At 60.1% G+C, this 21,483-nt stretch carries 24 protein-coding genes and 1 pseudogene; 14 read left to right on the top strand and 11 right to left on the bottom strand.

Annotation, left to right across the window (positions count from 1 at the left end):
- Positions 1–186: 186 nt before the first annotated feature.
- Together AO353_RS09065 and sutA are read left to right on the top strand one after the other, a co-directional pair.
- The gene (locus tag AO353_RS09065) at positions 187–612 is read left to right on the top strand and encodes a secondary thiamine-phosphate synthase enzyme YjbQ (protein ID WP_054594621.1); all 426 of its coding nucleotides are present in this window, start codon (positions 187–189) and stop codon (positions 610–612) included.
- Between the two features lie 102 nt (positions 613–714).
- On the top strand, positions 715–1,041 hold the full coding sequence (gene sutA, locus AO353_RS09060; RefSeq protein WP_019694242.1) for a transcriptional regulator SutA: 327 nt from the start codon (positions 715–717) through the stop codon (positions 1,039–1,041).
- Positions 1,042–1,219: 178 nt separating this feature from the next.
- Here the strand turns inward: sutA and AO353_RS09055 are convergent, their stop codons facing one another.
- From AO353_RS09055 to lptM, 6 genes are read right to left on the bottom strand one after another with little or no spacing between them, the layout of a single operon-like run.
- Complete coding sequence (locus AO353_RS09055; protein ID WP_054594620.1) at positions 1,220–1,924, bottom strand: HAD family hydrolase; 705 nt, start codon at positions 1,922–1,924, stop codon at positions 1,220–1,222.
- Positions 1,921–2,820 carry a tyrosine recombinase XerC gene (gene xerC / locus AO353_RS09050; RefSeq protein WP_054594619.1) on the bottom strand — a complete coding sequence of 300 codons (900 nt, stop codon included), beginning with the start codon at positions 2,818–2,820 and terminating at the stop codon, positions 1,921–1,923. The genes AO353_RS09055 and xerC overlap by 4 nt, the downstream gene beginning before the upstream one ends.
- Positions 2,821–2,822: 2 nt before the next feature.
- Positions 2,823–3,548: a DUF484 family protein gene (locus AO353_RS09045; RefSeq protein WP_054594618.1), complete on the bottom strand. Its 726-nt coding sequence runs from the start codon at positions 3,546–3,548 to the stop codon at positions 2,823–2,825.
- 13 nt (positions 3,549–3,561) lie between these two features.
- Positions 3,562–4,392: a diaminopimelate epimerase gene (gene dapF / locus AO353_RS09040; RefSeq protein WP_054594617.1), complete on the bottom strand. Its 831-nt coding sequence runs from the start codon at positions 4,390–4,392 to the stop codon at positions 3,562–3,564.
- Positions 4,393–4,396: 4 nt separating this feature from the next.
- Positions 4,397–5,644 carry a diaminopimelate decarboxylase gene (gene lysA, locus AO353_RS09035; RefSeq protein ID WP_054594616.1) on the bottom strand — a complete coding sequence of 416 codons (1,248 nt, stop codon included), beginning with the start codon at positions 5,642–5,644 and terminating at the stop codon, positions 4,397–4,399.
- Between the two features lie 9 nt (positions 5,645–5,653).
- Complete coding sequence (lptM, locus tag AO353_RS29610) at positions 5,654–5,827, bottom strand: LPS translocon maturation chaperone LptM (RefSeq protein WP_019694236.1); 174 nt, start codon at positions 5,825–5,827, stop codon at positions 5,654–5,656.
- A 238-nt stretch (positions 5,828–6,065) separates the two neighbouring features.
- Here lptM and cyaY point away from each other — a divergent pair, with 238 nt between their 5' ends.
- The 3 genes from cyaY (at position 6,066) to rnk (ending at position 7,604) form a co-directional block, all read left to right on the top strand.
- Complete coding sequence (gene cyaY, locus AO353_RS09030) at positions 6,066–6,398, top strand: iron donor protein CyaY (protein WP_054594615.1); 333 nt, start codon at positions 6,066–6,068, stop codon at positions 6,396–6,398.
- A 4-nt stretch (positions 6,399–6,402) separates the two neighbouring features.
- Positions 6,403–6,627: a DUF1289 domain-containing protein gene (locus tag AO353_RS29600; protein WP_081013857.1), complete on the top strand. Its 225-nt coding sequence runs from the start codon at positions 6,403–6,405 to the stop codon at positions 6,625–6,627.
- Between the two features lie 566 nt (positions 6,628–7,193).
- On the top strand, positions 7,194–7,604 hold the full coding sequence (gene rnk / locus AO353_RS09025; RefSeq protein ID WP_054594614.1) for a nucleoside diphosphate kinase regulator: 411 nt from the start codon (positions 7,194–7,196) through the stop codon (positions 7,602–7,604).
- Positions 7,605–7,610: 6 nt separating this feature from the next.
- On the opposite strand, the gene AO353_RS09020 is transcribed toward rnk, so the two are convergent.
- The 3 genes from AO353_RS09020 to AO353_RS09010 form a co-directional block, all read right to left on the bottom strand.
- Entirely contained in the window at positions 7,611–10,460 is a 2,850-nt protein-coding gene (locus AO353_RS09020; protein WP_054594613.1) for a class I adenylate cyclase, read from the bottom strand.
- Positions 10,461–10,644: 184 nt separating this feature from the next.
- Positions 10,645–10,890 carry a TIGR02647 family protein gene (locus AO353_RS09015; protein ID WP_019694230.1) on the bottom strand — a complete coding sequence of 82 codons (246 nt, stop codon included), beginning with the start codon at positions 10,888–10,890 and terminating at the stop codon, positions 10,645–10,647.
- A gap of 287 nt (positions 10,891–11,177) precedes the next feature.
- A complete protein-coding gene (locus AO353_RS09010) occupies positions 11,178–11,462 on the bottom strand; it encodes a hypothetical protein (RefSeq protein WP_054594612.1) in 285 nt (94 codons plus the stop codon).
- Positions 11,463–11,587: 125 nt separating this feature from the next.
- On the opposite strand from AO353_RS09010, the gene AO353_RS09005 reads away from it, so the two are divergent.
- Positions 11,588–12,247: a glutathione S-transferase family protein gene (locus tag AO353_RS09005; protein ID WP_054594611.1), complete on the top strand. Its 660-nt coding sequence runs from the start codon at positions 11,588–11,590 to the stop codon at positions 12,245–12,247.
- Positions 12,248–12,373: 126 nt separating this feature from the next.
- Here AO353_RS09005 and argH read toward each other — a convergent pair whose 3' ends face one another.
- The gene (argH, locus tag AO353_RS09000; RefSeq protein WP_054594610.1) at positions 12,374–13,768 is read right to left on the bottom strand and encodes an argininosuccinate lyase; all 1,395 of its coding nucleotides are present in this window, start codon (positions 13,766–13,768) and stop codon (positions 12,374–12,376) included.
- Positions 13,769–14,020: 252 nt separating this feature from the next.
- Between argH and AO353_RS31490 the strand changes: the two are divergent.
- From AO353_RS31490 to AO353_RS08965, 8 genes and pseudogenes are all read left to right on the top strand, one after another.
- Positions 14,021–14,270 (top strand): annotated as a pseudogene (locus tag AO353_RS31490) (sensor histidine kinase); the annotation flags it as partial.
- Complete coding sequence (locus AO353_RS08995) at positions 14,267–15,013, top strand: LytR/AlgR family response regulator transcription factor (protein WP_054594609.1); 747 nt, start codon at positions 14,267–14,269, stop codon at positions 15,011–15,013. The pseudogene AO353_RS31490 and the gene AO353_RS08995, both read left to right, overlap by 4 nt.
- Before the next feature lie 138 nt (positions 15,014–15,151).
- A complete protein-coding gene (gene hemC, locus AO353_RS08990) occupies positions 15,152–16,093 on the top strand; it encodes a hydroxymethylbilane synthase (protein WP_054594608.1) in 942 nt (313 codons plus the stop codon).
- Complete coding sequence (locus AO353_RS08985; protein WP_054594607.1) at positions 16,090–16,854, top strand: uroporphyrinogen-III synthase; 765 nt, start codon at positions 16,090–16,092, stop codon at positions 16,852–16,854. Before hemC ends, AO353_RS08985 begins: the two co-directional genes overlap by 4 nt.
- Before the next feature lie 16 nt (positions 16,855–16,870).
- On the top strand, positions 16,871–17,995 hold the full coding sequence (locus AO353_RS08980; protein ID WP_054594606.1) for a uroporphyrinogen-III C-methyltransferase: 1,125 nt from the start codon (positions 16,871–16,873) through the stop codon (positions 17,993–17,995).
- Positions 17,992–19,230, top strand: a complete 1,239-nt coding sequence (locus tag AO353_RS08975) for a heme biosynthesis protein HemY (RefSeq protein ID WP_054594605.1) — start codon at positions 17,992–17,994, stop codon at positions 19,228–19,230. The genes AO353_RS08980 and AO353_RS08975 overlap by 4 nt, the downstream gene beginning before the upstream one ends.
- A gap of 230 nt (positions 19,231–19,460) precedes the next feature.
- The gene (locus AO353_RS08970) at positions 19,461–20,012 is read left to right on the top strand and encodes a disulfide bond formation protein B (protein WP_054594604.1); all 552 of its coding nucleotides are present in this window, start codon (positions 19,461–19,463) and stop codon (positions 20,010–20,012) included.
- Positions 20,013–20,187: 175 nt separating this feature from the next.
- A complete protein-coding gene (locus tag AO353_RS08965; protein WP_054594603.1) occupies positions 20,188–20,646 on the top strand; it encodes an Rsd/AlgQ family anti-sigma factor in 459 nt (152 codons plus the stop codon).
- A 69-nt stretch (positions 20,647–20,715) separates the two neighbouring features.
- Here AO353_RS08965 and AO353_RS08960 read toward each other — a convergent pair whose 3' ends face one another.
- A complete protein-coding gene (locus tag AO353_RS08960) occupies positions 20,716–21,381 on the bottom strand; it encodes an FKBP-type peptidyl-prolyl cis-trans isomerase (protein WP_054594602.1) in 666 nt (221 codons plus the stop codon).
- Positions 21,382–21,483 lie beyond the last annotated feature (102 nt).

Here is a 21,483-nt window from a genome sequence, read left to right as displayed (position 1 = left end):
GCCGGGCATTTTTTTGTCTGGATTTTTTCTCTGAAAGTACGGCTGAAAGGTTTTTTCGCACACGTTTAGTGGTGTTTGTGACGAGTGTTTTTCCGCGGCCAATGGCTTACATGATTGAAGGAATATTAGGGCCTTTGTTTTTTCCCAGAGCGCGCTAGAATGCGCCCCGAACGTGCGGAGAACTGTATGTGGCAACAGACTCTGATAACCCTGCGGGCACGGCCCCGGGGCTTTCATCTGGTAACGGACGAGTTACTCGCCGGCCTGCCTGAACTCCAGGCATGTCGGGTCGGTCTGTTGCATTTGTGGCTGCAGCACACCTCGGCGTCGTTGACCATCAACGAGAACGCCGATCCGGCAGTACGTCGCGACTTCGAACGGTTTTTCAATCGGCTGGTCCCACAAGGAACAGCTGGCTATGAGCATAACGACGAAGGCCTGGACGACCTCCCGGCGCACTTCAAGGCCAGTTTGCTAGGCTGTCAGTTGAGTCTGCCGATAAGGGCGGGCCGATTGGCGTTAGGTAGCTGGCAAGGTGTTTATCTGGGTGAGCACCGTGATCATGGCGGTGCTCGCAAAGTCCTCGCCACCGTGCACGGTGAAGAGGCATAAACCGCTGGTTACCAGTGGATGTTGATTTTTTTCCGGCGGTCGTCGACAGACGACAAAGCTGGGCTATAACTAATCTGCTTTTCGCAAGTCATGAGGTAGAACATGAGCGACGATGATCTGGAAAACGACGACCTCGAAGTAGGCGACGAAGACGAGACCGAAGAAGGCCTGGAAGCAGCGGCGGAAGACGTTGCTGACGACGATGGCGGTGATGACACGCCGGTCCCGACCGCCAAAGGCAAGGCCAAGGCTGCGGTGTCGGTAGACGAGCTGCCGAGTGTCGAGGCCAAGAACAAAGAGCGTGATGCTCTGGCGCGCGCGATGGAAGAGTTCCTTGCCAAAGGTGGCAAGGTTCAGGAAGTCGAGGCCAACGTGGTGGCGGACCCGCCAAAGAAGCCTGATAACAAGTACGGCAGCCGGCCTATCTAAGCGCCTGCTACGTGCTTGCTGAAAAAGCCCGCCGTCGCTGCGGGCTTTTTCATGGGTGAAACAATAGAGACCTAAAAGCATCGCGGGCAAGCCTTGCTCCTACAGACTTGCGTCGTTCGAGCAGGTGACGACAATCCCGTAGGAGCAAGGTTTGCCCGCGATGACTATCTTGAGGACGCTACGAAATCGAGTTCCACCGCGCCAACAACGCTGGCAACTCGGTCAAGCTGCGAATCTCGGCATCGGGCACCTTGTCGGCTTCCCAGGCTTTACCGGTCGGGTTGAACCAGATCGCCCGCAACCCTGCCTGCTGAGCGCCGGCAATGTCATCGCCGGGATGATCGCCGATATGCACGGCGGCCTCAGCTGTTACATCGCCGCGTTTCAAGGCTTCGTGGAACAGCCGGGCATCAGGTTTGGCGATGCCGATATCCTCTGCGCACAAGATGAACTTGAAGTAATCCGCCAGCCCTAGGCGGCGCACATCCGCATTGCCGTTGGTGACCACGCCCAAGGCGTAGTGATTGGCCAGAATCTCCAGTGTCGGTTGCACCTCGGGGAAGATTTCCAGCTGATGTCGTGCGTGCAAAAACACTTCAAAGCCCTGATCGGCCAGCTCGCAGGCTTGTTCATGGGCGTAACCGGCTTCTTCCAGTGCGTGAAACAGCACCCGGCGGCGCAGGGCGCTGATGCGGTGCTTGAGGCTTGGTTCGTGGCTCAATACCCGCTCACGAATCGCCCACAAATGATCGACCGGCAAGGCACCGAGGTTCGGTGTGTGCTCGGCCAACCACTGGCGCAGCACTGCTTCAGCGCTGTCGATCACCGGGGCGGTGTCCCACAGGGTGTCGTCGAGGTCGAAGGTGATCAGTTGGATTGTCATTGCTCATCGCCTTTGATGCGTTTGGCCCGTGGATGGGCGCTGTCGTAGACCGAGGCCAGGTGCTGGAAGTCCAGGTGGGTGTAGATCTGCGTGGTTTTGATGTCCGCGTGGCCGAGTAATTCCTGTACCGCACGCAAGTCTTGCGAGGACTCCAGCAAGTGGCTGGCGAAGGAATGTCGCAACATGTGCGGGTGCAGGTTTTGCCCCAGTTCGCGCTCGCCGACGGCTTTGACCCGCGCCTGAACCGCCCGTGAGCCGAGGCGCCGGCCTTTCTGGCTGACGAATACCGCATCGTCCACCGGGTTCGCCATGGCGCGCAGCGGCAACCACAGTTCCAGGGCTTCGCGGGCCTTCTTGCCGACGGGTAGCACTCGGGTCTTGCTGCCCTTGCCGAGTACTTGCACCAGGCCGTCCGCCAGGTCGAGCTGTTCAAGGTTGAGCCCGGTCAGCTCCGACAGGCGTAAACCGGACGAGTAAAACAGCTCGAGAATCGCCTGGTCGCGGCGCGCCATGAAGTCGTCTTCCACGGCGCCATCGAGCAGTTGCAGCGCCCGGTCGGTGTCGAGGGTTTTCGGCAGGCGGCGCTCGCCCTTGGGGGGCGCCAGGCCGTTGGCCGGGTCGTGGTCGCAGAGGCCTTCGCGGTTCAGGTAGTGATAGAGCCCGCGTACCGCCGACAGCAGCCGCGCCAGGCTGCGCGAGGATTGTCCTTGCGAGTGCAGGCGAGCGATCAGGCTGCGCAGGCGCTGGATGTCCAGCGCGGTCCAGCTGCCGATGTTCTGTTTTTTGCAGTGCGCCAGGACCTTGTTCAGGTCGCGCCGATAGGCTTCCAGCGTGTGAGACGACACCTGACGCTCACTGCGCAGGTGCTCGCAGTAGGCGTCCAGTTGTCGTTCCATGGTCAGCGTACCGAGCGTAGGGAAGTGTTGACTCGAGGCAGTACGCGGCCCATGACTTCAGCGATGTAGCTTAAGAACAACGTGCCCACCGAGCTTTTGTAGTGCTGCGGATCGCGACTGGCGATCGCCAGGACACCGTGCAGGCCTTGATGGCTGATGGTGACTACCGCCGTCGAACCGATCTGCTTGCGCTGTTCTTCGCCAAACAGGAAGTCCAGCTCGTGTTCGCGCAGGCTGCCGCTGACGCTTTTGCCTTCCGACAACAAGCCGCCGATGGCCTTTTGCGCGTCGGCACTGGTCACCCAGCGGCCGACCGGCAAGGGCTCGTCGCTGAACAGGATCAGGCTGACAAAGGGCACCTGGAAATCCTGGCGCAGGCTGTCTTCGACGCTGATGACCACGTCGTCCAGACTGCTGGCGTCCATCAAGGCGAGCGTCAGTCGGCGGGTTTTGTCGAACAGCCGGTCGTTGTCGCGGGCGACGTCCATCAGTTGCGAGAGGCGATGGCGCATCTCGATGTTGCGTTCGCGCAGAATTTTCATCTGGCGTTCGACCAACGAGATGGTGTCGCCGCGCTGGTGCGGAATGCGCAGCGCCGGGAGCAGTTCTTCGTGCTCGACGAAGAAATCCGGATGAGCCTCCAGGTACGCGGCAATCGCCGCCGCCTCCAGGCTTTCGGAAGGGGATTCGTCGGGCTGTGGGGCTGGAACCTGAGGCTGATCAGTCATGTATTTCGCTCACTCAAAGACGCACTTGTCCTTCGTATACGCGTACTGCCGGGCCGGTCATCATCACCGGTTGGCCAGGACCTGCCCATTCAATGGACAAGCGCCCGCCAGGCAGGTCGATCAATAGCGGCGAATCCATCCACCCCTGGCTGATCGCGGCCACTGCGGCAGCGCAGGCCCCGGTCCCGCAGGCCTGGGTTTCCCCGGTGCCGCGCTCCCAGACGCGCAACTGCGCTCGGCTCCGGTCGATGACCTGGAGAAAACCGACATTGACCCGCGCCGGGAAGCGCGGGTGGTTTTCGATCTTCGGTCCCAGCTCATGCACCGGCGCGTTGTTGATGTCGCTGACCCGCACGACGGCGTGGGGATTGCCCATGGAGACCGCGGCCAGTTCGATAGTCTGGCCATCGACCTCGACCTGATAACTCAAGGCCTGAGCGGGCGCCTGGAACGGAATGTCTGCCGGCACCAGGCGCGGTGCACCCATGTTGACGCTGATCTGGCCGTCGTTGCGGATATCCAGTTCGATAATGCCGCTTTTGGTCTCGACGCGAATCTGCCGCTTGGCGGTCAGGCGCTTGTCCAGAACGAAGCGTGCGAAGCAGCGTGCACCGTTGCCGCATTGCTCGACTTCGGAACCGTCGGCGTTGAAGATCCGGTAACGGAAATCCACGTCCGGGTTGCTCGGCGCTTCGACGATCAGCAATTGGTCGAAACCGACACCGGTGTGCCGATCGCCCCATTGCTTGGCGTGCTTAGGCAGAATGTGCGCGTGCTGGCTGACCAGGTCGAGGACCATGAAGTCGTTGCCCAGGCCATGCATCTTGGTAAAACGCAGCAGCATGGGTTTACTCCGGCAGCAGGCTTTCGCCAGCAAACAACTCGGCTACCGTCTCGCGGCGACGCACTTCGATTGCCTGATCACCGTCCACCAGCACTTCAGCGGCGCGACCGCGAGTGTTGTAGTTGGAGCTCATGACAAACCCGTACGCACCGGCCGAATGCACGGCCAGCAAGTCGCCTTCTTCGAGTGCCAGCTGACGGTCCTTGGCGAGGAAGTCGCCGGTTTCGCAGATCGGCCCGACGATGTCGTAGGCGCGTGCCGGAGTTGCGCGCGGGCGCACGGCCGTGACGTCCATCCAGGCCTGATACAGCGCCGGGCGGATCAGGTCGTTCATGGCTGCGTCGACGATGGCGAAGTCTTTGTGCTCGGTGTGCTTGAGGTACTCGACCTCGGTCAGCAGCACGCCGGCGTTGGCGACGATGAAGCGGCCCGGCTCGAACACCAATGTCAGGTCGCGACCATCAATGCGTTCGCGTACGGCTTTGATGTAGTCGGCAGCCAATGGCGGCTCTTCATCGCGATAACGCACGCCCAAACCACCACCGAGGTCGATGTGGCGCAGGTAGATTCCGCAATCGCCCAGGCGATCGATCAGCGCCAGCAGGCGGTCGAGGGCATCGAGGAACGGTGGCAGGGTGGTCAGTTGCGAACCGATGTGGCAATCGACACCGACCACTTCCAGGTTAGGCAGTTGGGCGGCGCGGACGTACACGTCTTCGGCGTCGGCAATCGCGATGCCGAACTTGTTTTCCTTGAGACCGGTAGAAATGTACGGATGGGTGCCGGCATCGACGTCCGGGTTGACCCGCAGCGAGATCGGCGCGCGAACGCCAAGCTCGGCCGCGACGACTTGCAGGCGTTCGAGCTCGTCGGTGGATTCGACGTTGAAGCAGTGCACGCCGACTTCCAGGGCGCGACGCATGTCTTCACGGGTCTTGCCGACGCCCGAGAAAACGATCTTGTCGGGCTGGCCACCGGCGGCCAGAACACGTTCCAGCTCGCCACCGGAGACGATGTCGAAACCGGCGCCCAAACGCGCCAGGACATTCAGTACACCCAGGTTGGAGTTGGCCTTGACCGCAAAGCAGACCAGGTGCGGCGTACCGGCCAGCGCGTCGGCGAACGCCAGGTACTGGGCTTCGATGTGCGCGCGGGAGTAGACGTAGGTTGGTGTGCCAAAGCGTTCGGCGATGGCGGACAGGGCAACACCTTCCGCGAACAGCTCACCGTCACGGTAGTTAAAAGCGTCCATGATGTTCCCTTAGTAGGTGCTGGTACTGGTGCTGTGCTGGTGCGCTTTGGACTGCGACGACTTCGCCTGTTCTTCAGGCGATTTGCTGTCATCGGGCAGATACAGCGGCCCTTTTTGACCACAGGCAGTGACAAGGCAGGCAACCGCGACGAGCGCAGCAAGGGAAGAGATCAGGCGCTTCATGGCGAAATCCTTGAAAATGCGTTAATTGCGCCGGAGTATACCGGCCACCCGGCAGCTTGCCTATGCGATGGACCACCCGTCCGGCGGGCCTTTGCCTGGGCAGGCGATCAAGCGGCGCAAGGTGTGTCGATATTTTCTACTCTTGTCTGGTGCGTGGTCGGTATCCTTTGCAATCGCTGGGGCTCGGCCGTATCTTGCGGCGCTTGAGCGTGAGTAGACACTTTTTGAGGTTCCCGCAATGAGTTTGACTGAAGCCCGTTTCCACGATCTGGTCGATGCCACCCAGCAAACGCTGGAGGATATTTTCGATGACAGTGGCCTGGATGTTGATCTGGAAAGCTCGGCCGGTGTGCTCACCGTCAAGTTCGAAAGCGGCAGCCAGTTGATCTTCAGTCGCCAGGAGCCGCTGCGTCAGCTGTGGCTGGCGGCCGTGTCCGGCGGCTTCCACTTCGACTATGACGAAGAAAGCGAACGCTGGATGTGTGACAAGAGCGAAGAGCAGCTCGGCGAGATGCTTGAGCGCATTGTCGGCGAGCAGGCCGGCGCCAAGCTTGATTTCGAAGGGTTGTGATCTGGTGACTGAGGCAGCGCCCGTCCGACCGCCAAAGCCGCTGTACAGCAATGTCAGTGCGGCGGTGCCGTCGCCGTGTACCAGTGTCTGTCGGCTGGACGAGCAGAAAGTCTGCCTGGGTTGCTTTCGCCACGTCGAAGATATCCGCGAATGGCGCTCGGCGGACGATGATCGCCGCCGGGTGATTTGCGCCCAGGCCCAACAGCGCAAGAACTTATCCCCGCGCTAGTCCTCGTACTCGTAGGAGCCGAGCTTGCTCGCGATGGCGGCCTGACAGCCGGCCGATCTCTAGCAGGTGTACATATCCATTGCTGCGGTAACGGCCACTTAGGGTTTCGCCCTGACGGCGACTCCCTTTGGCAGACGCCCCAAAGGAAGCAAAGGTCTTCGCCCCAAGCGTCCGGCACCTCGCCTAGGCTCGGCGTTCCCTCACTCCGGTGTCCATCAGGGGGCATCGCCTACGGTCTGCTGCGCGACGACCTCCTCTCGATGTGTCCGGCTGCGCCGTACGGCGCTGCGCGCCCACCCCCTGATGAACACCTCCACTCGGCCTCCCGATAGGGGCGGGTGGATCAAGATCAGCAGCAACAGCACGGCGGCCTACCGGCCGGCCTGAGTGGGGGGGGTGGCCTGAGTGGTTGGTTGGTTGGTTGGTTGGGGGGGCGGCGGCTTGTATATTTTTTGAGCTGTGATAGTGTCCGGGTACGCCTCAACTCATCGAGGCCGGTGAAAACCCCGCCTATTTCTGGCGGGGTTTTGCTTTTGTCGTGCAGAAAAAAGGAGTCTGCCTTAATCATGACCGCACCTTCCATCATCCTTACCCGCCTGGACGTGCAACGTCTGGAGCGTTTGATCGACAGCCTGGATGACTCGCTGCCAGGTGTTATCGCGCTGCAAACCGAACTGGATCGCGCCGATACGCTGGTCGGTCACGATGAAGTGCCTGCCGATGTCGTGACCATGAACTCGCGTGTGCATTGCCGTGAAGAAAGCAGCGGCAAGGACTATCACCTGACCCTGGTTTATCCACAGGACGCCAATGCCGACGAAGGCCGGATTTCCATTCTGGCGCCGGTAGGCAGCGCATTGCTCGGTTTGAAGGTTGGCCAGCACATCGACTGGCCGGCACCGGGTGGCAAGACCTTGAAGCTGACCCTGCTTGAGGTTGAGTCGCAACCCAAGAATGGCGGCGACTGCGCGTTCTGACACGCCTCAGGCCTGTTCGAGCGCCTTGTTCAATGCGCGCTCCAGGTCTGCCTTGTAGCGCAGGTAAAGATTGCTCGAACCCTGACCATCACCGAGCAGGCCGGACAGGTCCAGGTCGGTGATGTAGCAGAGATAGTGTTGCGCCTCGCGACGCTGCCCGACGATCTCCTGCGCGACCACGGCAAATAGCTGGTCGCCATGCTCCAGCTCGGAAAACTCTCGCTGATTGCAATACAAGGTGACCTGGCCTTGCCCCGGTACGGCTTTGCCGACGATTGCCTGGACGTCGTAGAACGGCTTGTTCACCGGTGTCTGCGGCGCCGGGCGTGGCTCGACCCGGCGTGCACGATTAGTGCCCGATGGCAGCAGTTGGTAGTACAGGGTTTCCAGAACCGTCACCGGTTGGGCGGGGTCCATCGGCAACAGTGCGTCACGGCGAAACAGGATCGATTGCAGGAAACGTTGCAGTGGCACCAGCAGGCTTTGCTCGTCGTGATACGGCTGGCGCTGTTGCCACAGGGCATTGAATTCATCCAGCACGTACAACTCGGCGTGGGCATCGTTGATGCGGTAAAACACCTGAATGCAGTCGGGCTGGCCCATCGGCAGGATCAGCGCCAGGTCGTGGTCCACCAGTGCCATCGGGTCCAGTTGCAGCGGGCTGTAGCGGATCAGGTCCTGGTTCAGGTAATCGAGCAGTGCCGACGGGCTGGTCAGCGCGACATGATTGACCTGGCCGGGCACCAGTTCCAGTACGTGGTAATGCTGCTGGACCTGGATCAGGTAGCGATGATTGAGTTTGCTGAGCAGCAGGTTCTGCGCGGTATCGAGGACTTCTTCGACACGTTGGGCGATGAACTGCGCACGGTTATGGCAGAAGCAGCGCACGCGCAACCGGGGTTGTTGGGGCCCGCCCGGCAGGTTGTTCAGGTAATCGCGCAGACAATCGAGCAGGGCGTGGGCGCCGTCGTAGCGGCTGACCAGCACTTCGTTCCAGCTGTTGAGCGTGACCTGATCAAGGGTCAGCACCAGATTTTCGCGCACCCCGGCGTAGCTCAGCGAGTCTGTGCGCTCGGTGGTCATCAGGATGTTCAGGTCGCGGTGATGCTTGAGCGGGTCGACACCCACGTTCACCAGAATCAACACCTCGCTCGGCACGCTGGCATGCAGCAGTTGTTCTTCGCTGACGCTGGTCAGGGGCAGCGCGATAGCCTGTTGCAGGCTGCCCAGCAGATTGAACAGCTCGAACTCGCTCAGGTCGCTGCTGCCGGGGTGCAAGGCCAGGCGCGTGCTGCTGTCGATCACGCCGTTACGGTGGCACCAGGTCAGGAGTTCCAGCAGTTCGCGACAGCGCTTGATCGGCGCGAAATGTTCCCACTCCAGATTGCCCAGGTTGCCGTTGTACAAACCCCAGTGGCTCTGCCCAGGCTCTTTCTTGTTTGCTGACTGGACGAGGGTCAGTGTGTCTTCGGCAAGATCCGGTGCGATCCCGGGGTTGATGAACTCGATCTTGTCGGCCTTGCGTTCGAAGGCGGCATACAGCCTGCGACCCAGTACATTGAGGTCGCGCTTGTTGATCAGGCTGACGCTCTGCTCGGTACGGGCGAACTGGGTCAGGAAGCGGTAGCTGTAGTTGAGTTCATTCACCAGGGCCCGGCGTTCGGCGCTGACCTGACGGACCTTCCATTGGCTGCGGCTGTCGAGCATTGCCAGTTGCCGCTGATCCCAGCCCCATTCCTCAGCCAGCCGCTCCAGCAGCAGGCGCTGCCAGCTTTTGTTGCGCTGGCCGCTGTTGCCGGTCAGCTTGCGGTTGACCTTGAGGTACAAGGCGCGCCGAACCAGCTCCAGCCGTTCCGGCTCGCCTCGGGCCGTGAGGTATTCCTCAATGCGCCGGTAGACCACGATGTACGGGTCGAGCTCATCCAGATCGAGACGGTTGGCGAACACGGCTTGCTTGAAGCGCAGGCTCAGGCATTTGACGTTCGGGTGTTCGCTGGCGTAGACCTCGGTCAGCAGCAGCTTGAGCACCGATTTGTAGGGTGACTCGATACCTTTGAACAACTGCCAGAGCCCGGCGCCGATGAATTCGCCGGGCGGAATCTGCGCCAGGTGGCCGAGATCGAGGGTTTCATCGGCGCGGATAAAGCGTTTGGACAGCAATGTATGGGTGTACTGGTCGTAGCCGGTCTCTTCGTACACCGGCACCAGCCACCAGATCGGCGTGCGCCCCGCGAGCCAGATGGCGGTGCGATAGAACTCATCGAGCAGCAAGTAATGCTGGGTGGTGCCGCAGTCGTCGGAGCTCAATTGGGTGTCGCGTTCGCCGCGGACGAAACGTTGCGGGTCGATCAGAAAGAAATGCGCCTCGGCGCCCTGGCTGGCGGCCCAGATTTCGAGCAGTTGGCATTTTTTACGCAGTTCGGCGAGTTCGCTTTCGCTCAGGTCCGGGGCGTGGCAAACCCACACGTCCATGTCACTTTGATCGGCCTGGGCGAGGGTGCCGAGGCTGCCCATCAGGAACAGACCCTGAATCGGCCGCGGCGGATTGCCGTGGCGGGGCTTGTAGGAGAAGGAGCGGGTCAGGCGTTGCGCTTCGGCGAGCGCCGTGGCGTCAGGTTCGAAATTCGACAGCCCGGCCGGCGTGCTGCCCGAGACGTAACCTGGCAACAGCGGGTGATTAACATGGAAGAACAGCGGCAGCAGGGTCAAAACCCCTTGCTGGCGGGGTGACAACCCTTCCATGGCTCGGGCCAGTCGGCCGTCATTGAGCTTCAGAAAGCGCGCACGCAACTGGCTGAGAACCTTGCGATCGATTCCTTCGTCCAGATCAGGGCGGATTTCATGGGTGCGGGTCATGTCAGCTCAAACCGGCTCGCAGTGCTCGAACGTGGGAAGGTCTCAGGGCGATGGGCAGTTTACAGCCTGATGCTCAGGACTTTTAAGCTGAATTTTGGTTTCTGGCGTCAAATTTCTATCGATGAGCGACAGTCTGCCCGCGGAAATCCCGTAGCAGGGGTTCCCGTGGGCGATACGGCAGCGGTTATGCGGTTTCTTGGACAGACAGAATGGTCAGAACGGTCTGAATATTCTGTGCGGCGTCACGGCCCAGGCTGGTCAGATAACCGCCATCGGGCTGGGTGATCAACTCTTTGTCGAACAGGCGTTGTGCGGCGGCAATGGCTTTCGGGGCAGCGGTCTGATGAATTTTCAAACCTTCCTGGGAACTGTCCAGGTTGAAGAGTGCAAGGATTTCCAGTTCGGCAACCAGCTCAGGGGTAAGCGACATAAGGACTCCAGACTTTCTAGGAATAGACGACAGCGCCCCTAAGGTGAACGCACTCGGGCGAGCTGTCCAGTGTTGCCTTAGAGCTTTTCGTTGCAGGCAGTTGAACGAGCTTGCAGGCGCAGTACCCGTGGCGAGGGAGCTTGCTCCCGTTGGGCTGCGAAGCTGCCCTAAACCCTGCAACCACATTTTACCAGTTGCACTGTATCCAGAGGTTTTGCGATTGCTGCGCAATCGAGCGGGAGCAAGCTCCCTCGCCACAATGAGAGCCGTGCCCGCGCGATAGGGGTTTAGTTCTTTTCTGGCGGCAACTCTGGCAGTGCGCGCAGCGCGGCTTCATACCACTCGGTATTGAACGCGCGGTCTTCTTCGAGGAGTGCGTCAATTTCAATGGCCAGAACATGAGCCATCAATTGCAGGATTTCTTCACGCTCGTAACCGACCAGGGTCAGTTTGTTGAACGTCGCCTTGGCTGCTGGCGGGTTGTCGCTTTCGATCTGGTTTTCGATGGCTTCGATCAGGGTGGTTTCGGCGAATTCTTCTTCGTCGTTGTCGATATCGCTAGGCTCGCTCATGGCAGGCTCCAAAAGGAAAGGTCGCCAGTTTACCTGCATTCAGCCGTGTGATGCTGCTGGCGAGAGTGCTCCCGACGTTCTATAACAGTGGCTGCCAACCCCCTGCACGGCCTGGAGGCTATGTGATGCTCAAGCTTTATGGATTTTCCGTCAGCAACTACTACAACATGGTCAAGCATGCGTTGCTGGAGAAGGGCCTGCCCTTTGAGGAAGTCGCGTTTTACGCCGGTCAAAGCCCTGAGGCGCTGGCCATCAGCCCGCGCGGCAAGGTTCCGGTGTTGGGTGTCGAACAAGGGTTCATCAACGAGACCAGCGTGATTCTTCAGTACCTCGAAGACACTCAATCGGGTCCTGCGCTGCTGCCCAAAACACCGTTCGAGCGGGCTCAGGTTCTGGCGCTGGCCAAGGAAATCGAGTTGTACATCGAACTACCGGCTCGCGCCTGTTTCCCTGAGGCCTTTTTCGGTATGACGGTGCCGGAAGCGATCAAGGAAAAAGCCAGGGCCGAGCTGCTGCTGGGGATTGCGTCACTGGGGCGTCACGGCAAGTTCGCGCCGTACGTCGCGGGCGCAACCCTGAGCGTGGCGGACCTGTACTTCCTGTACGGCGTCAGCATCGCCTGCGCGGTTGGTAAAAAGCTCTTCGATCTGGATTTGCTGGCCGAGTTGCCAGCCGCCAAGGCGTTGCTTGAGCAATTGGAGCAGACACCGCATGCAAAGCGCATTGCGGCAGACAAGGAAGCGGCGATGCCAGGGTTTTTGGCGATGATCAGCGCCAAGAAGTAAGTTTGTAGCGTTCTTCAGGACGCAATCGCGGGCAAGCCTTGCTCCTACGGATTCGTGTCGTTCGCGTGTTTGCGATATGACATAAATCCTGTAGGAGCAAGGCTTGCCCGCGATGCTTTTAGCGATTTAGCGGCTGGCCAACAGCGCCTGACCGCGAACCACAGCGGCCTTCACCTGCGCCGGCGCGGTGCCGCCGATGTGGTTACGGGCATTCACCGAGCCTTCCAGGGTCAGGACGGCAAACACGTCCTGTTCGATCTGGTCGCTGAACTTGCGCAGTTCTTCCAGGCTCATCTCTGCCAGATCCTTGCCGGTTTCCACGCCGTACTTCACCGCGTGACCGACGATTTCGTGACAGTCACGGAACGGCAGGCCGCGGCGCACCAGATAATCCGCCAGGTCGGTAGCCGTGGAGAAACCGCGAAGTGCGGCTTCACGCATGATGGCGTGCTTTGGCTTGATCGCCGGGATCATGTCGGCAAAGGCCCGCAGTGAGTCGCGCAAGGTGTCGGCGGCGTCGAACAGCGGCTCTTTATCTTCCTGGTTGTCCTTGTTGTAGGCCAATGGTTGGCCCTTCATCAATGTCAGCAGGCCCATCAGCGCGCCGAACACCCGGCCGCTTTTACCGCGCACCAGTTCCGGGACGTCGGGGTTTTTCTTTTGCGGCATGATTGAGCTGCCGGTGCAGAAACGATCAGGCAGATCGATGAACTGGAACTGCGCGCTGGTCCACAGCACCAGCTCTTCGGAGAAGCGCGACAGGTGCATCATCGCGATGCTCGCAGCGGAGCAGAACTCGATGGCGAAGTCGCGATCCGAGACGTTGTCCAGCGAGTTGCCGCCAACAGCGTCGAAGCCCAGCAGTTGGGCGGTCAGCTCGCGGTCGATCGGGTAGGTAGTGCCGGCCAGTGCGGCGCTGCCGAGCGGCATGCGGTTGGTGCGCTTGCGGCAATCGACCAGGCGCTCGTAGTCGCGGCTGAGCATTTCGAACCAGGCCAGCATGTGATGACCGAAGGTCACGGGCTGTGCAGTTTGCAGGTGGGTGAAGCCGGGCATGATGGTGCCGGATTCGCGCTCTGCCTGTTCCAGAAGGCCTTTTTGCAGGCGGGTGATTTCGCCCAGGATCAGATCGATCTCGTCACGCAGCCACAGGCGGATATCGGTCGCTACCTGGTCGTTGCGGCTGCGGCCGGTGTGCAGCTTCTTGCCGGTAACGCCGATGCGGTCGGTCAGGCGCGCCTCGATGTTCATGTGCACGTCTTCAAGGTCGATGCGCCAGTCGAAGGTGCCGGCCTCGATTTCGCTCTGGATGGTCTTCAGGCCGTCGATGATGCTGTCGCGTTCGGCATCGGTCAGTACGCCGACCTTGGCCAGCATGGTGGCGTGGGCTACGGAGCCCATGATGTCGTGACGATAGAGGCGCTGGTCGAAAGTGACGGAGGCGGTGAAGCGGGCGACGAAGGCGTCGACGGGCTCACTGAAGCGGCCGCCCCAGGACTGATTGGTCTTGTCAGTGCTCATGAATTCGCTCGTGATCGGCTGAAGGAAAATGGCGTTAAAACCTGCGGTGGATAATAACAGGGTTGCCAATCCTGTCGGTGACACTGGTCGCTACGTTTTTTTCTTATTTGACCGACCATACTCAATTGAGTCGCTGCCGTGTTTACGCAACGATATTTTTCAAATGAGCACTGTCGTCGCGGCAAGCGTCTACAGTTGGACGTGAGGGTCAGCGCAATTGTCGATCATGTGCTGAGTCTCATCGAAGCGTGCGACGTCAGTGTCGAAGCCGACTATATAGAGAAGAGGGGTGTTCATATTGTGTAGCAGCAATCCCTACGGTGACGCCACGTCGCGGCTGGCTTCGAATGGAACTGCGCAGGCACCGATAAATATTGCAACCCGACGTACGGCACTTTTTGGCGCTCGCGCTAGTCTTAGCGTGGATCGCGGTGACGGATGTCACTTCACCTGTCTACGCTATCCTTGTGCGAGACTCACGCAGGAATCCAGCGCAATATGAATGTCCTGATCGTTGATGACGAACCCCAAGCCCGCGAGCGCCTGAGCCGTATGGTCGGCGAACTCGAGGGTTACAGTGTCCTGGAGCCCAGCGCCACCAATGGCGATGAGGCATTGACCCTGATCGACAGCCTGAAGCCCGATATCGTGCTGCTCGACATCCGCATGCCTGGCCTCGACGGTTTACAAGTCGCCGCAAGGTTGTGTGAACGCGAGACGCCACCGGCGGTGGTGTTTTGTACGGCCCAGGATGAATTTGCCCTGGATGCCCTGCAAGCCAGCGCGGTGGGCTATCTGGCAAAACCGGTACGTTCGGAGCAGCTGCTCGACGCCTTGAAAAAAGCCGAGCGCCCCAACCGCGTCCAGCTCGCGGCGCTGACTCGGCCGGCGGCAGAAACCGGCAGTGGCCCACGCAGCCATATCAGTGCGCGAACCCGCAAAGGCATCGAACTGATCCCGTTGGCTCAAGTGGTCTATTTCATTGCCGACCACAAATACGTGACCTTGCGCCACGAAAGTGGCGAGGTTCTGCTGGACGAGCCGTTGAAAGCCCTTGAAGACGAATTTGGCGACCGGTTCGTACGTATTCACCGCAATGCACTGGTAGCCCGCGAACGTATCGAACGGCTGCAGCGCACGCCACTTGGGCATTTCCAGCTCTTTCTCAAAGGCCTCAACGGTGATGCGCTGATTGTCAGCCGACGTCATGTCGCGGGTGTGCGCAAGATGATGCAACAGCTTTAGTCCGCTGTTCGCGCACGGATTTCACTCTCCTTTACCGGATAGGTGAGGCCAGGGAGGCTGCGCTGTTTCTGATACAAGTCAAAGCGGATTTGGCTGAGCTGTTATTATCCGCTGTATCTATTCAGTACGGATTGATCCATGTCCCCTCGCGAAATCCGCATCGCTACCCGCAAAAGTGCCTTGGCCTTGTGGCAGGCCGAATACGTCAAAGCTCGTCTGGAACAGGCCCACCCGGGTCTGGTCGTGACGCTGGTGCCTATGGTCAGCCGCGGCGACAAGCTGCTCGATTCACCGCTGTCGAAAATCGGCGGCAAGGGCCTGTTCGTCAAAGAACTGGAAACCGCGCTGCTCGAAAACGAAGCCGACATTGCCGTGCACTCGATGAAAGACGTGCCGATGGACTTCCCTGAAGGCCTAGGCCTGTTTTGCATCTGCGAACGCGAAGATCCACGTGACGCCTTTGTTTCCAACACCTATGCAAGCCTCGACGAGTTGCCTCAGGGCAGCGTGGTCGGCACCTCCAGCCTGCGTCGCCAGGCACAACTGCTGACCCGCCGGCCGGACCTGCAAATCCGCTTTCTGCGGGGCAACGTCAACACTCGGCTGGCCAAGCTCGACGCCGGTGAGTACGACGCGATCATCCTCGCGGCGGCCGGTTTGATTCGGCTGGGCTTTGAAGATCGCATCAGCTCTTCGATCAGTGTCGATGACAGTCTTCCAGCAGGTGGCCAGGGTGCTGTCGGTATCGAATGCCGCAGCGCCGACACTGACATTCATGCCCTGCTTGCCCCTCTGCATCACCAGGACACCGCCACGCGGGTCACTGCCGAACGTGCGCTGAACAAGCACTTGAACGGCGGCTGTCAGGTGCCGATCGCGTGCTACGCGGTGCTCGAAGGCGAGCAGATCTGGCTGCGCGGCCTGGTGGGTGATCCGAAGGGGGGGCTGCTGCTCCGTGCCGAGGGTCGTGCGCCACGCAGCGATGCCGCAGCCTTGGGTGTGCAAGTTGCCGAAGACCTTCTTGGCCAGGGCGCCAACGACATTCTGAAGTCGGTCTATGGCGAGGTAGGTCACGAGTGACGGGGTGGCGCCTGCTGTTGACGCGTCCCGTGGATGATTCGGCGATGCTGACCGATATTCTTGCCGAAAAGGGGATTTTCAGCAGCAGCTTGCCGCTTTTGGAGATAGAGCCGATTCCTGTCTCTGAGACAATGCGCGAGGTGATTCAGGGTATGGATCGCTATTGTGCGGTCATCGTGGTCAGTAAGCCGGCCGCCCGAATCGGTGTGGATCTGCTTGATCGGTACTGCTCGCAATCACTGCGCTTGAAATGGTTCAGCGTGGGCGCGGCGACCGCGCAGATCCTCCAGGATCATGGGTTGGATGTCAGCTTCCCGGTGGAGGGCGATGACAGCGAAGCATTGCTTGAACTGACTCCGTTGCGCGAGGCTATCGCCCGGCCCGATGCTCGTGTGTTGATCATGCGCGGCGAGGGTGGACGTGAACTGCTCGCAGAGCGTTTGCGTGAGCAAGGTGCTAGTGTCGATTATCTGGAGTTGTACCGTCGCGGCTTGCCGCGCTATGCCGAGGGGGTATTGCCTGAGCGGATTCAAGCGGAACGCTTGAACGGTGTAGTGGTCAGCAGTGGGCAGGGATTTGAGCACCTGCGCCAATTGGCGGGCAGTGCCTGGCCTGAGTTGGCGCGGTTGCCTTTGTTTGTTCCAAGCCCTCGGGTGGCCGAGATGGCGCTGGCTGCCGGCGCCCAAACAGTTGTGGATTGTCGTGGCGCCAGTGCCGCGGCTTTGCTAACGGCGTTGCGGGAAACCCGGCCCGTTCTCTAATGCAAAGGATGGATACGTGAGCGAAACAGCCTTGCCAAAAGATAACGTCCAGCCAGCGCTCGATGCGTCGGTTGAAACTGTAAAGAGCCCTGAGCCGCGCCGTGGCTCAGGGCTGGTGATCCTGGCAATGTTGCTGGGTGCCGCGGGGGTTGCCGCTGGCGGTTGGGGGATCTGGCAGGTGCGTAGCCTGCAAGCCAACAACCAGCAACAATTGGGGCAATTGCAGGCCCTGAACGATCAAGCACAAAGCCTCAAGCTCAATGAGCAGCGTCTGTCAGCCCGGCTTGAGCAATTACCGCCAGCCAATGAACTGGAAGACCGACGACGCCTGGTGATCCAGTTGCAGGGCGACCAGCAGCGCTTGAATCAGCGTCTGGAAACGGTTCTGGGCGCCAGCCGCAAGGATTGGCGCTTGGCCGAGGCCGAGCACCTGCTGCGTCTGGCCAGTTTGCGTCTGTCTGCCTTGCAGGACATCGGCAGCGCTCAGGCACTGGTGCAAGGTGCCGATGAAATCCTTCGCGAGCAGAATGATCCGGGCTCTTTCGCCGCCCGCGAGCAGATTGCGAAAAGTCTTGCTGCGCTGCGCAGTACCGAGCAACCGGATCGCACCGGGTTGTTCCTGCAACTGGGTGCCTTGCGTGATCAGGTGGCTGAACTCAGCGAACTCGCCCCGGAGTTTCATGAGCGCGATTCGCTCTCGGCCCTGACCTCCGATGGCGATGGCGCCAGTCGCTGGGCGCAATGGTGGGACCAGATTTCGCGCTACATTCGCATCGATTTCAATGCCGATAAAAACATTCGTCCATTGCTCGCCGGGCAAAGCCTGACTCAGGTCCGTCTGGCACTGAGCCTGGCGCTTGAGCAAGCGCAATGGGCCGCGCTCAACGGCCAGGCGCCGGTGTATACCCAGGCGCTGACCGAGGCGCGGGATGTGCTCAAAGGCAGCTTCAATCAGGACAACCCGCAAAGCAAAGTGATGCTCGAACAGGTTGCCGAGTTGAGCAAACAACCGGTAACGGTCATCACGCCTGACCTGGCAACCACCCTGAGCACGGTGCAGGCGTATCTGGAGCGGCGTAACGTCAGTGCCGAGGACTCGGTGAAACCTGCCGCGAGCACTACGCCGGTGACCAGCCCATGAAGCGACTTTATGTGATTGTGTTTTTGCTCATCGCCGCCGCCGGGGCGTTGGGACTGGCCATCGCCCAGCACTCGGGTTACGTGCTGATCGCCTACAAGACCTTCCGCTACGAATCGAGCCTGTGGGCGACGTTGGCGCTGGTGGCGGTGATCTGGCTGGTGCTATGGGGCATCAAGATGCTGATCGAGTTGGTGGCCACTTCCAGCGGTGTAGTCAATCCCTGGTCGAACCGCAACCGCAGTCGTCGTGTGCAAGTGGCGATCGAGCATGGCCAGCTGGACCTGGCTGAAGGTCGTTGGGCCAGCGCTCAGCGTCACTTGTCTCGCGCTGCTGAAGCCGAGCGCCAGCCGCTGCTCTACTACCTGGGGGCTGCGCGAGCGGCGAACGAGCAGGGTCGCTATGACGAAAGCGACAGCTTGCTGGAGCGTGCGCTGGAGCGTCAGCCTCAGGCCGAGTTGGCGATTGCCTTGAGTCACGCGCAGTTGCAGACCGATCGTGGCGATACCGACGGTGCGCTGACAACTCTTCAGGCCATGCACGAGCGTCATCCTCACAGCGTTCAGGTCTTGCGTCAGTTGCAACGTTTGCATCAACAGCGTGGCGACTGGTCGGCGGTCATTCGCCTGTTACCGGAATTGCGCAAGGACAAGGTTCTGCCGGCCAGCGAGCTGGCAGAGCTGGAGCGTCGTGCCTGGGGTGAAAACCTCACCCTGGCAGCTCGCCGGGAGGAAGACGGTACGGTTGGATTACAGGCACTCAATCGCGCCTGGCAACAGCTGACTTCCGCTCAGCGCCAAGAACCGCAACTGGTGCTGGCCTATGCCGAACAGTTGCGACAACTGGGGGCTGAGGTCGAGGCAGAAGAGGTTTTGCGCGGGGCGCTCAAACGTAAATATGACAGCCATCTGGCGCGGCTGTATGGCTTGCTGCGTGGCAGCGATCCGGCGCGGCAACTGCACGTGGCCGAGGGTTGGTTGAAGGACCATCCTGGCGACCCAAGCTTGCTGCTGACCCTGGGGCGGTTGTGTTTGCAAAGCAGCCTGTGGGGTAAGGCACGGGACTATCTGGAAAGCAGCTTGCGGGTTCAGCGCAACCCCGAGGCCTGTGCCGAGCTCGCACGTCTGCTGGCTCAGTTGGGTGACACCGAGCGCAGCAATCAGCTCTTCCAGGAAGGCCTGGGGTTGCTGGACAAGCGCCTGCTGGCTTCGCCTTTGCCGGTGCCCGCCCGTGCGTAAGGTGCTGGACGACCGGGTCGCCCGAACGGGCGCCCCGGCGTTTGAATACCGTAAAATTCTTCCTCGTCATGCCGGGTATAGGCAGCGTCTTACAAGGGACTACATTTGATCCTGTCTCTTCTGTCGGGATTTCCCTACATCTTTGGCGAAGTCTCCGCACTGCCTTGCCTTGAAAGGCCAGAGGGCTTTCCTCTACCGTAACTGCCTGTCTCTTCTGTTACGGATAAGCCATGTCTTTGGCCTGCACACGTTCCTTGTTTTTCATGGCTTTCATAGCGGGCGCCCTGGCCTTGGGCGCTTCGTACTATCTGGAGTTCTCTATCGGGCTCAAGCCGTGCGGGCTGTGCCTGTTGCAGCGGCTTTTTCTCGTCCTGTTCACGATGGTCTGCCTGATCGCCGCGCTGCACGGGCCCAGGCGCCTGGGCTGTTTACTTTATTGGCTGCTCGGTCTGTTCTGCAGCCTGGCGGGAATGGTGGCAGCGTGGCGCCAGGTGGTATTGCAAAGTGATTCGGTTCAACACGTGTCGGGGTGCTCTCCCGGTCTGGAAGGCCTGTTCACCGACATGTCCTGGCTGTGTGTTGTGGAGAGGGTTTTCAGCGGAACGGCTGACTGCGCGGAAATTTCCTGGACGCTGTTCGACCTGAGTATTCCGGAATGGAGTCTGTTGTTTTTTGTCGGAGTGACGATTCTCGGGGCTTACCAGATCGTGCGGCTGGTCTGGTATGCGTATCAGCGACCGCCCAGCGGCGAGTCGTCGCACCGGGGCAGGGCGGTTGATTAAACACTTGTATGAACTTTATCTCCTGCGTACCTTGAAGCTGTTGGCGTGCGGGCATAATCTGGCCCGCACGTATCATTGGAATTGTTGCTCGATGGTGCTCAGCCTGGCCAAATCTTGATTTTCAAGTCTTGCGGCGAGTGCGGGCGGCATTACCCATAAGGGAAGAGAGATCACCATGCTCGAAAGTTGTCAGAATGCTCAGGAACGCTGGGGTGGAGTGCATCTGCTGATCGATCGTTGGTTGCAGGAGCGTCACGAACTGGTTCGAGCCTATGATGCTCTCGGCGCCAAGCCTGAGACTCTGGGCGAAAACCGCAAGCCGTTGCAGGAGTTCTGTGGTGTCCTGGTCGATTACGTCTCTGCCGGCCACTTCGAAATCTACGAACAACTGACGGGCGAAGCCAAGGCGTTCGGTGATACACGCGGGCTTGAATTGGCTGAAACCATTTACCCGCGCATCGACGTGATCACCGAGAAGCTGCTGGCGTTCAACGATCTTTGCGATGCAGGCAAGTGCGTTGCCGAGAAATTCCAGGAGCTTGGCGGTCTGTTGCACGAGCGCTTCGAACTGGAAGATTGCCTGATCGAAGTGCTGCACACGGCCCACAAGGAAGAAACTCCAGAGCAAGCCTGAGTTTCTCCTCGATATAAACGATCCCTGAAACGGTGCGCACTGCGCACCGTTTTTCGTTTGGGCGATTGCTCAGCCCGTCGCGCCAAGCAGTTCGATTTCAAACACCAGCGGCGTGAACGGTGCAATCAGGTCCCCCGCGCCATCGGCGCCGTAGGCTTGCGCGGATGGAATCACCAGGCGCCATTTCGCACCCACCGGCATCTGTTGCAACGCACTGCGCCAGCCACTGATCACGCTGTCGAGGCTGAACCATTGCGCCTGGTTGTTCTGATCGAACACCGTGCCATCGGGCAGCTTGCCAATGTAGCGAACCTGCACCTTGCCATTGGGTCCGGCCTTGGCGCCGCTGCCCGCGACCAGTTCGGTCAGGAGGATGCCATCCGCCAATTCGCGAACCCCTGGTTTTGCCTTCTCGGCCGTCAGGAAACGTTGCTCCTTGTCCAAGGCAACTTCGCTTTGCGGCACGGCGGGTTGCTCGGCCATTTGTGCTTCGTGCTCGGCGAGAATCTGCTCGATTTGCTGATCCTTCAGCGCCAGTGGCTTGCCTTGATAGGCTTGTTGCAATCCCTCCACCAGTGCCTGGATTTGCAGATCGGGAGCCTCCAGCCGCAGACGTTCACCCAGACTGGCACCGAGGCTGTAGGCGAGATCATGGGCGTCGGTTTCCGTGGCTTTTTCTGCGGCTTGAGCCATTGAAAAAAACACGCACAAGGGTAAAAAAAGGTAACGCGACATGGGCACTCTCCAGCCTGAGATGGGGAGGATTATGCCAGTGAGAATGCTGTGACCGGTGAACTGCTTTTAAGTGTGCGCAGAACATTTTCAAATCGCTGCAAC

It is taken from the genome of Pseudomonas fluorescens (assembly GCF_001307155.1).
In the GTDB taxonomy this organism is placed as follows: domain Bacteria; phylum Pseudomonadota; class Gammaproteobacteria; order Pseudomonadales; family Pseudomonadaceae; genus Aquipseudomonas; species Aquipseudomonas helvetica.
This window is presented reverse-complemented; position numbering and strand designations above follow the sequence as displayed.